Source organism: Paenibacillus violae, from assembly GCF_032461945.1.
Taxonomy (GTDB): domain Bacteria; phylum Bacillota; class Bacilli; order Paenibacillales; family NBRC-103111; genus Paenibacillus_E; species Paenibacillus_E violae.
The window spans coordinates 26,599-36,547 of record NZ_JAWCUD010000025.1 but is presented as its reverse complement, the minus strand read 5'-3'; the positions used below and the strand labels follow the sequence as shown (position 1 = coordinate 36,547).

The following is a 9,949-nucleotide window of genomic DNA, read 5'->3' as shown; positions in this document are numbered from 1 at the left end:
GGAATGAAAGGGCTATTGACCCGTCGAGACATGGGAGTGAAAATCGCTAAGGGCACCGTGGAGAATACGTGCAGTAATTGGAATGAACTGGGTGATTCAACTCCACCTCTATTCCCGCATGCCCTTTTAACGAAACACCCTAAATATATCTCGCTCCTTTTCATTCAGCATCGAAACCTAAAGGATGAAATCCTGCGAATAGACGAGCTTGCGTGAGGAAATTAAATCATACCGAGGGAGTTTAATTGTGTGGAGGATAATAAATTATAGTACATTTATAGTACAGGAATATCGAGTTCTTTACGAAGTTGCTTTACGGTCTTTTCATTTTTTTGGTATTGTTCTTTTCCTTTTTTCAATTTTTCAATTCTTTTTTCTACTTCTTCTGCCTGTTTGAGATACTTATCGTCGTTATATCTTACCGCATCTTGTTTAAATCCTATAACACAAAGTGTCAAGTTACCAATGGATTCCTCTAATTGCTTAGCAAAATTTTCAGTATCGTCAGGATCAGCTTCCAGTTGAAGCTTTCTGATCTCACTACCCAAACTCTTAGTTTTATTGCCTAGTTGGTTTCTTATCTCTTGGTCCTCTTTTGATTGGATGGGCATCGTGTCCATTTTATTGAACTCATCATCAAATTGAGCTTGCTTACCCTTAATTAGAGATTTCAGAGAGGGTACATCTTTTTCAGCTAGTGCTGAAATAGAAAATATACTTGCCCCAACTAAACATATAGCTGTAATGGCAATTAGTTTTGTTTTTAATTTCACGAATTAACCTCCTCAATCGTCTTACTTTATACGATTCCATTACTTGGAAGTTGCGCTAAACTGCCCGTTAACAATAGGCTGCACGCGGCAGCCTTTTTTACGTTTGTTCAACAATATTTCTGCGTTAGCGTACCGTTGTTGCATTGTTACTCCAGTCATTTTTCTGGCTTAAGCCTTGAAACGTCATTTCCTATATCACTTAGATATAGAGTCCGTCTTGGAATTCTCTTGGACACTGCAAATTATATTTTTGTTCTAATCTATCGCGAATAGCTTCAATTGATTGTTAACTTCTTTAAAGTAATAAGTTGATGTTTCTTGCTTTGTTTCATTTTTGCTTTTTAAATAGATCGTTCTCACTAGAGTAACTCCGTATTCGTTGGGTCCACTCCCATTATCATCTTGATTAAATTTAATACTCTCCGTGTTGAGAATATACTCATTTTGAAACTCAGTAAAATAATTGTAATTGCTCTCTAGGCGTGATTCATCGCCACTTGAACTAGAAGCAAAGGTTGCAAGAAACTTAGTTTTATCGCGACTATTGATGGACATTGTATTTTCGTTAATGATTTTAACTGCATCATTTTGAGTAGGGTCCGAATATTGTTTATCATCGATATAGATAATGCCAGGTAGTGGAACTACAGTTGAGATAGGTTCGGGCAAGGGGAGTATTAGTGGTGTATCATCAGTAATCTTTGGTGTATTAAATGGCTTAACCTCTCTTGACTGATCGCAACCTGTGAAAATCAGCATAACAGTAATCATTAATACTTTTCTTTTCATTGTTTATCACCCAATATCATTGAAGTAATAGTCGTTAACCATATAATCCCTATTTTATAGGACGTCGCAAATTCATTGATAGTTGCGTTTTACTCCCCAACAGCTCAAACAATAAAAAGGTAGCTTTAAACATGCTACCTTTGCACCCACCCTGTCTAGATATGATATTGATTTTTATCTCTTTGTTGTTATTGAACTAACGTTCATCGTTAGTTGAACAACAAGCAGTAGTAACAAACTGAACACAGTAGCCTGTTGGCATTTTTAACCACGCTCCACTTTTGGTAAAGGAAATGAAGTTCATTAATTGCAGAATGCTCTAATTTAATATAAAAGAGGATTCTATGCTTTTTACGTCATCATGCATAGAAAGATACTCTGATTTTGCATTCTGATTTGTCAAATCATACTCCACATCAGTAGGAGTGCTGATAGTGAATATATTTCCGTCCTTTTCTAGTATGAGTATTCCTAATAATGTCTTCACCCTGCGAATCCCACATAGCTTTATTCCATATCCCAATTGTAAACACTGATCCCCCGCTTGATTTATTCTTTGTGCTGATAAAGTCAACACTTCCAATGTTATTATCGTCAACAGCTTCCAACATTTCATATTTCCCAAGCCAGCTATCAGGAAGCGTCAAGTAGAAGTTATATTTTTTATTGTAATAACTGTTTTTTACTTTTGACGTAGCTGTCGGTTGGGTATTAGGTAAAGGCTTTTCGGAAGGCATTACACTTGTTATCGGCGTTATCGTAGGCACTACAATTGGAATTAGTGTTGAAGAGGATGAAGGACTAGCGTTTGGAGTTACAGATACCGTAGATTTCTCACTAGGACCACAAGCAGATATTATAGCTATTAATAATATATAACTGGTTATTAAGACTTTTTTCAATGTTACGCCTCCCAAGTTTAATAATGTAAATAATTTATTCATGAATCATCTTCCTGTAATTACTTCTAATCATTTAGACGTTCAATATTCACAAAAGTTCCACTATTTTACAGTAATTTAATTCTGATTAAATCCGCTAAACTGCCCGTTAACGTAACGAAGCTGCCCGACCGAGCGGGCAGCTTCGTCATTCAACCGTTATGATGTATTTATTTGAACAGAGAACTCTCTCTTAAAAAAGTTCATTTCATCGTCTAAATAGAACATCTTTTATGGTGTTAGTAATCAAATCCATGATCCCCATTGTCTCATATTTTTTAAACGTTTCATTATTTAATTCCTGATCTCCACCTAAAGTAAATCCATCATATTTCCCATCCTTGAACGTAAGTTGTAAATCATATGAATGCCCAGTTTGGTTATGTAGAATTTTAGAGATGGCAATTATGTCAGAAGTTTCACCCTCAAAAACAGTGAAACCTTTAGACTCAAGTTTTTGATAAACTTCTTTCGCAAATTTTATATCCATCTGTACACTCCCCATCCTTGTATTTTATAAACTCACCAACTGATGGCATAATCGACTACGAGTATAGTTCTTTTTAATTATATTACAAGCATCGAACGTGCAATACAAATATTACCTAATTACTGTAATTTATTAAAAAAAAAACGAGTGTATACTAGGCGCACTGCCTAGAGAGACGAATCCATGAATAAATTGAGGCAGCATTCTTTTAATTTTGCCTGGCTACGAGCTCAAGGCCATGGAATTCTAACTGAACGTGTCTCATCTAAAACCGTTAACGAAAAGAAGCTGCCGATCGTTGCCGGCAGCTTCGTCCTTCGATGTTAATTCGACAATCGTTTCTCGTTCATTAACCAAAACAACAATATGGATGTGTTAACAACTAGATAATTAGATCTTTCCTCGATATAATTCTCAAGGAAATTTAGTAGCTACTCAGCCTTCATCCCGATTTGAAATGTTCCTAAGTCCCCATATCTCAAAATATCCGCCAATCGTGCAGGCAGCCTCCCATTGTATTTTATATTGAACAAACGTTCGCCGGACATTTGTCATATAGGTAAAGGAGAAATAATATAAATTTGATTATCACACTTTTATGTGCTAAGATTGGGTTATAAACAGCTCTAACATAAACTCACATATTGAAAAAGTGATCATTTGTGTAATGGTACCTTTTTCAATGTGTGATTTTTTTTGTTTAAAAAAGCATGTTAATAACAATTTGGAGGTAATTTTATTATGGAAACAGGAACAGTGAAATGGTTTAACGCAGAGAAAGGTTTTGGATTTATTGAAATGGAGGGCGGAAATGACGTATTCGTTCATTTCTCCGCAATTCAAGGGGATGGATTCAAATCGTTGGACGAAGGACAACACGTTGAATTTAATGTAGCTCAAGGCAACCGCGGTCCTCAAGCCGAAAATGTTATAAAACTGTAATTCACAGTGAACTGTCCTTAACAAGTGTTAAGGGCAGTTTTTTTATCTAAGGAGGAGAAAACTATGTATTTTCGAAGAAAATCGTTAGTAGATCTCGTTCAGGAAAACACGAAAGTATGGGCATGCAATAATGAAGATTGTAAGGGGTGGATTCGTGACAATTTTTCGTTTGAGTACGTCCCAATTTGCCATCAGTGCCTTTCTCCCATGATTAGTAGCTTAAAAATGCTCCCTATCATTTCTAACTCCAATAAAAATATGAAGTCTCTTCATAAAGGCAGACTAATCTCATAATATATAAAATAAAGATGTTACTACATCAGAAAAGCGGTTTTCTATCAACATAAGTACACCTAATTCGAACGTTAATGTCGCATTTTCTACTATTGATGACATTATTAATTTTTATTCCAAACAGGGTTTGCAGACTAATGCAGCCAATTTAAGCAATTTAAAGAATGACACAAGTAATGAAAGGGATGGTATATCATAATTAAAGAAATGACTTCTTACACTCGACCTGCAAGGACAATTAAAAAGAGTTCGTGGTTGATAATGGTTTCCTGCGTTTTTTCTTCATTCTTCTTCACTGTTTTGGGGGGATGCCTTTTGTTTGGTTGCCTCCTTTATATAGCCTTTTCGAATCGAAGGTCAGAAATCCCAGTTAGCGTAATCCCCAAGTTCTTATAGCAAGTAATAATAAACTAGTTTCTCTTAATTCACTATCTCTTACAAAATTAAGTTTTCGAAGTAAGTTTATAGATCTGCCATTTCCTTACTCAACAGTTGCTTCAATTATGACTAAACCCATTTGTGTGAAACCAAAATCTATTACAGGCTCCAATGCTTCTAGCATAATTCCTTTTCCCCAATATCCTTTTGCTAGTTCAAATCCGATTTCAGCTCTAGATCGTTCTTCTTGATACCAGCAATGGAAGCCACAAGTCAATAAATTCAGCATCTTTGCTGGAATATAACCTTTTTAGGGCAGAACCAATGTTATTATTGGTTCTGCCCCTTTTTTATAAATATTAATTTCAATGCAGCTTTCATTTAAATATTCAATCATAATATTCGTATACAGGGTATCGAAAGAGCCGTCGGAAATTTGGTTCACCCGGAAATAAATCACATCACCTGGCATTATATAGATAAGTCTGGTTTACCTTGAAGTACCATAAGTAATTGTCTATCAGAATTGACACAAATAGCTGCCGCACCGACCCACCTACTCATCGGAATTCCCTCCTGCCAAAAGTCTGACCTTCACACTATATTTTAACTCATATTGGAAGTATCCTTCCGAGGGAGCATAACAATGTATTTGATTATCAATCTTTCAAATTATATTCATCAAGGTCTTTTGCATCTTTAAAAAACTCCATAAAGCTTTTAACCATTGATTGATCGTTACTAATCAAAAGCGTGAGTTCAGAATCCCAACAAACTATTTCAATTTCCGCTTTGGGGTATTGAACAGTGACACCAGGCTTCCAAAGCTCTGGATTACCATCTGCAAATGGAATCACGCTCAAATTTTTCATTTCAATGTTCTCCGTTTTCCTGAACCCTGATAGTACGCCCCAAATAAATTGAATTTTATTATTGGTAATTAAGTTTGTCAGTTGGTCACCTGAAATCCAATATTTGTTGTCTCTATCCCAAAGACCTTTATTTATTTCATAATCTTCAAAGTAGTTCAGAAAATCATCCGGTATCCAGTTGAGTTCTAAGTCTGTTAATAACCAGTTGAAATCATGCTGTCGATTATGAATGGCCTCAAATATTGGTCCAAGATATGTATAATATTGAATCTGTTTAGAGTCTTTTAATATTGCATTCAAAAATACTCCCCCTTAAATAAAGCAAAATGTATACAATGAATTCGGGGGAGTAACTAAACTTTCTAATCCTCCCCTTAAGAGAGCGATAGGCTGCCCATCATGCCGGCAGCCTCCCATTGTATTGTATATTGAACAAACGTTCCTCGTTAGTTCAACTATCCTTTCTTCAAATATAACTTAAAGACAGTAAGGCTTAGACAAAACAGACCATACTGATACCCCAAATTAATGAGATCGATTAATCCCTAATCCTTGTACCTTATAACAGTCCCCGCAATAAAGTCATATATAGTTTGTTTATTTTTGCTCCATAATGGACTTATCAAGTAGATGAGTGCCAGACAGTAGACCGTCGCTAACAATGAATAAATTAATGAATTTGGGTATTTAGAAGGAATGACCATGTGCCATATGGTGAAATGGGATAGTTCCCAAGGTACGAATTTAAGGGCAGAACGAAATAGCGAGGATCCGAGTCCGATTGAATGACCGTTAATGCCAGTCACCACAACCCCCATTTTTCGTTTTCCCCATGTCGCATGCGATTTCGATCCCTCACATATGGCAAAATAAAGATATACAGGCAGAGTAATGAATAGAAATCCATTGATCTCCGCCAACAATGGATTTGTCGTAAACAGTGGAATCAACAAAGGTCGTATAAAAAAAGATACGCCAATTAACAGGATTATATAGCCCGCAATGATAACATAATCCCATAAAAAGGCGATTATGCGGGTGCCTAAAGATACGCTTTTTAAATTTCCATGCTTAATAATATCTCAACCCCCCTTGACCAAAATAAGAACATAACGCTTTATTCAGGATTTTATTCAATTATCCTGACCGCTAGCATAGAAGGCTGCCGATCAATTTTTCGGCAACCTTCTCCTGATGGTTATTAAGCTCTCGTTCTTCGCAATGTACCGTCAACTTCACTTCTCGGTGTATGCTTCCTTAACTATTTCAAGCAAGTGCGAACAAATATTTGCCCTTAGCTCCCCATGCTTTTCATTGGAATAATGATTTTGCTCATCAGACCACATTTCTTTCGGGTATTGCCATACTGGCATGAATTTTCTCTCTTCCGGTTCCCACTCGTACCTTGGAAACACATGCGCATGCAAGAATGCATCTGTATTTCCATATATGGAGTAATTAATTCTGCGAGGATTTAAAGCCTTTTGAATCGCCTCACCTAATATGCTCATATCTAATAGGTATTCACTTCTTTGCTTATACGAGAGTTGATCTAACGAGCAAACATTCTGCGAAGGTAACAACACACAATATCCCGGCAAGAACTGAGTGTCACCAATTACCAGCAAACCCGCTTTTCAACTCTGTAATTACCAAGCGATTCTCACCGCGCATGGCGGAGCCAATTCTATCTTGTTTCCAATTTAAGTTGGACATTTTTAACCTCCAATTTTCGTAAGTGTAGAGTTGGACTAGCTTAGCCGTTAGTTAAATTGAGTTTGGGTGATTTTTTGCACAAAATCTTTTAAGTCTGAATTACTCTCAATAATATAAATTCTTTTGTTGTTTTTACTCTGCTCTAACTTTTTCATAATTTCTGGTTTTCTTTTTTTCCCCGAATAGCCATACCGATTTGAGTAATTTCCAATCCAACTGCTCTTTACAATGTTTGTTTATATCTGGACGTTCTCTGTTTTTCATTAATCTTCGCATAACAACCCTATACAAACGCAATGCTCTAGGTAGGTCAATAAATATTATGGTGTCAGCATGTTGAATTCTTACGTCTAATGTACTTGTAAAATTACCATCAAGTATCCACTTATCCTCTTTAACCAGTTTCTTAATAAACTCTTTCCATTCTTCATCAGGTGTCGGAACCCAATTAGGCTTCCAAAAGAATAAGTCCAAATGATATAAGGGCAGATTAAACTTTTTGCTAAGTAATTGACTCAAAGTCGTTTTTCCAGAACCCGAAGAACCAATTATCATTATTCTTTGCATATAAATAACCTCTTCCATACAAACATGAGAATTGGATGATACCTCATCGTTTTTTACAGAAATTTCCATTATCCTGCCCGTTAGCGTGGAAAAGGCAGCCAATAAATCATCGATGGCTGTCGCGGTGTCTTTATTCTGTTCGCCGTTAGTTGTGTGAATTTACACTTGTTAGGGGAAAAAGACTGCAGAACTAAAATAGAATTTCCAATTGCTTATATTCTTTCAATGGCATCTTCTCTACTAATACCTCTTTATTATTACAATTTGAATTATAAACGTTCAATATATTTAACTGATAGATCCATTCCCCTGTATCATGGTTTACCAATCTCCCATTATAGATAATTCTTCCATATTCGTTTATATTAAGCTCAAAAGCCTTTTCTGACAAATAATTATGTTTAGAGTCGTATCTTATTGGTTTTCCGCAATAATTCGTATATTTGAAAAACACTAAAAGAAGTTCTTCTTTCCTTTGTATTTCAGTACACCCTATCTTCCAATCACATAAGTTCGCATCAACATATTCAACCTTGTTATTTTTGATTATAATACCTTGGTCATTTTGTATTAAATCAATTTTTTGAAACGGTATCTTCGAATCGAATTTATAATTTATCATTGATTCTGGGATAGAGAATGATTTATTGTATTGATTCCTTAAAGTGGAATAAGGCGCGCCTCTAGTCTTTTTACCCCATAATAATGAGATGCTTTGTACAATCATCTAATTTCACTCCTATTTTCTCAAAAATTGAGTTCCTTCTTGAGCTACGTTTAAGCAATTTGCTTCCTCCCATTATCGTAGTGAAGGCTCCCGCAGTAGCTTTTTAGATGTTGAACTAGAGTGTCCCGTTCGTAATGTCCACCCACAGTCTACAACTTTATTTTCTCAGTTTACTTTATTTTTCAGTCTAATACATTATTTTCTCAAGACATTTGGCAGCTTAGGATTTCGTCATGTATGGGTGACTCATCCGACTGCAACCGCCTCAAATTGGATTCGTGTACCTCAAGCCGTGTGTTTGCCTCCAGCTTCCTTCAGATTCCACCTCGCGACTGACACCGATGACGCCCATGCTGGGCGTACCGTGAAGAAAAAGGCAGCGAAGGCTGCCGTTTTTCGAGTTAATTGCACGATCCTTTTTCGCCACCGTTTCCATCGAGTGTCTTCCCTCATCCGTAGACGAATCGCCCTCCCCAAGCTGAATGTTAAAGAGAATATTGTAGGTTATTGAATTACGAACGAACAATATCGCAGAAACCCCAACATCAGACCGTCCGCCGTTTGACTGCGGTCATCTTATGTGCAATTGGGTCAGAAGAAGGTGATTTGCTCGTATATAAAAAAAAAAGATGGATATAATCGTATAATGATTTCGATAAGTATTAACGCACTCTGAATGAATAACGTACACCAAACTTTATGTAGTTGTAGTTAGGCCGTTTTTTGCCGGTTTCGGAAATGCATTATTTTCATTGTCTCTACACAAGCGGGATAAAACTAGAACTATAGCGCGCAACTCAATTAACCCGTTTCATTTGGTCTCAAGTTGGCTAAATGATTGAATGTCATAAACCCCCAATAAGGGCTTTGGTTTTTTAAGGAGATGGTGTAAATTTACACTATTGTACGCATGTTGTTATGGAATCTTGCAGCATGGCATTGGGGAGATTGGCGGAACTGGAAGAATTATCAGTCCACCTTTCTCTTCGTCATTCTGCTCGACCTATTATATAACTTTCTTACATACAATTATCCGTTGTGGACATATGACCCTACGCATTTAATTCCAAACCATACTTTTAACAATCTGCTTGTAATGTTTCTCTCTTATCCAGCTATTATGTTTATATATCTAGGACGTTATCCAACTGGATGGGTAAAACAAGTTGCCTGGATTATCTTCTGGGTGACTCTTTTATCTGTCATCGAGTTAGTAAACTACATAATGGGTTTAATGAGTTACCATAATGGTTGGAATTTCGGATGGTCTGTGATCTTTTACCTTGTTCAATTGCCTTTTATACGGCTCCATTATAAAAAGCCATTATTAGCCTACGGACTAAGTGTATTGATTATTATAGGACTTTTAGTATTTTTTAAAGTCCCTGTCAGCAAAATGAAATAAAACTAGCACTAAATCCCGTATTTTTTCGCAAGATTCTTAATATTGCTTCCCATAA

At 36.3% G+C, this 9,949-nt stretch carries 14 protein-coding genes; 4 read left to right on the top strand and 10 right to left on the bottom strand.

What is annotated here, in order from left to right:
- On the top strand, positions 1-216 hold a 216-nt coding region (locus tag RQP52_RS35780), incomplete at its 5' end, for a hypothetical protein (RefSeq protein WP_315956216.1).
- A 59-nt stretch (positions 217-275) separates the two neighbouring features.
- On the opposite strand, the gene RQP52_RS35775 is transcribed toward RQP52_RS35780, so the two are convergent.
- The 4 genes from RQP52_RS35775 to RQP52_RS35760 all read right to left on the bottom strand — a co-directional run bounded on the left by RQP52_RS35775 (position 276) and on the right by RQP52_RS35760 (position 2,993).
- Positions 276-773: a hypothetical protein gene (locus RQP52_RS35775; RefSeq protein ID WP_315956215.1), complete on the bottom strand. Its 498-nt coding sequence runs from the start codon at positions 771-773 to the stop codon at positions 276-278.
- Between the two features lie 255 nt (positions 774-1,028).
- Entirely contained in the window at positions 1,029-1,562 is a 534-nt protein-coding gene (locus RQP52_RS35770) for a hypothetical protein (RefSeq protein ID WP_315956214.1), read from the bottom strand.
- 416 nt (positions 1,563-1,978) lie between these two features.
- Positions 1,979-2,506, bottom strand: a complete 528-nt coding sequence (locus tag RQP52_RS35765) for a hypothetical protein (protein ID WP_315956213.1) — start codon at positions 2,504-2,506, stop codon at positions 1,979-1,981.
- A gap of 205 nt (positions 2,507-2,711) precedes the next feature.
- Positions 2,712-2,993 (bottom strand): hypothetical protein, encoded by a 282-nt coding sequence (locus tag RQP52_RS35760; RefSeq protein WP_315956212.1) that lies wholly within the window; start codon positions 2,991-2,993, stop codon positions 2,712-2,714.
- A gap of 741 nt (positions 2,994-3,734) precedes the next feature.
- Here RQP52_RS35760 and RQP52_RS35755 point away from each other — a divergent pair.
- Together RQP52_RS35755 and RQP52_RS35750 are read left to right on the top strand one after the other, a co-directional pair.
- Positions 3,735-3,935 (top strand): cold-shock protein, encoded by a 201-nt coding sequence (locus RQP52_RS35755; protein ID WP_315956211.1) that lies wholly within the window; start codon positions 3,735-3,737, stop codon positions 3,933-3,935.
- Between the two features lie 63 nt (positions 3,936-3,998).
- A complete protein-coding gene (locus RQP52_RS35750; RefSeq protein ID WP_315956210.1) occupies positions 3,999-4,229 on the top strand; it encodes a cold-shock protein in 231 nt (76 codons plus the stop codon).
- A 481-nt stretch (positions 4,230-4,710) separates the two neighbouring features.
- Here RQP52_RS35750 and RQP52_RS35745 read toward each other — a convergent pair whose 3' ends face one another.
- The 6 genes from RQP52_RS35745 to RQP52_RS35720 all read right to left on the bottom strand — a co-directional run bounded on the left by RQP52_RS35745 (position 4,711) and on the right by RQP52_RS35720 (position 8,925).
- Positions 4,711-4,896: a GNAT family N-acetyltransferase gene (locus RQP52_RS35745; protein ID WP_315956209.1), complete on the bottom strand. Its 186-nt coding sequence runs from the start codon at positions 4,894-4,896 to the stop codon at positions 4,711-4,713.
- 370 nt (positions 4,897-5,266) lie between these two features.
- A complete protein-coding gene (locus RQP52_RS35740; RefSeq protein WP_315956208.1) occupies positions 5,267-5,779 on the bottom strand; it encodes a hypothetical protein in 513 nt (170 codons plus the stop codon).
- 245 nt (positions 5,780-6,024) lie between these two features.
- Positions 6,025-6,555, bottom strand: coding sequence for an RDD family protein (locus RQP52_RS35735; protein WP_315956219.1), 531 nt, complete (start codon positions 6,553-6,555; stop codon positions 6,025-6,027).
- A gap of 772 nt (positions 6,556-7,327) precedes the next feature.
- Positions 7,328-7,831 (bottom strand): EutP/PduV family microcompartment system protein, encoded by a 504-nt coding sequence (locus tag RQP52_RS35730; RefSeq protein ID WP_315956207.1) that lies wholly within the window; start codon positions 7,829-7,831, stop codon positions 7,328-7,330.
- 121 nt (positions 7,832-7,952) lie between these two features.
- The gene (locus RQP52_RS35725; protein ID WP_315956206.1) at positions 7,953-8,489 is read right to left on the bottom strand and encodes a hypothetical protein; all 537 of its coding nucleotides are present in this window, start codon (positions 8,487-8,489) and stop codon (positions 7,953-7,955) included.
- A 265-nt stretch (positions 8,490-8,754) separates the two neighbouring features.
- Complete coding sequence (locus RQP52_RS35720) at positions 8,755-8,925, bottom strand: hypothetical protein (protein ID WP_315956205.1); 171 nt, start codon at positions 8,923-8,925, stop codon at positions 8,755-8,757.
- A 474-nt stretch (positions 8,926-9,399) separates the two neighbouring features.
- Here RQP52_RS35720 and RQP52_RS36595 point away from each other — a divergent pair, with 474 nt between their 5' ends.
- Positions 9,400-9,894, top strand: coding sequence for a CBO0543 family protein (locus tag RQP52_RS36595; RefSeq protein ID WP_379174595.1), 495 nt, complete (start codon positions 9,400-9,402; stop codon positions 9,892-9,894).
- The last annotated feature ends 55 nt before the right edge of the window (positions 9,895-9,949 follow it).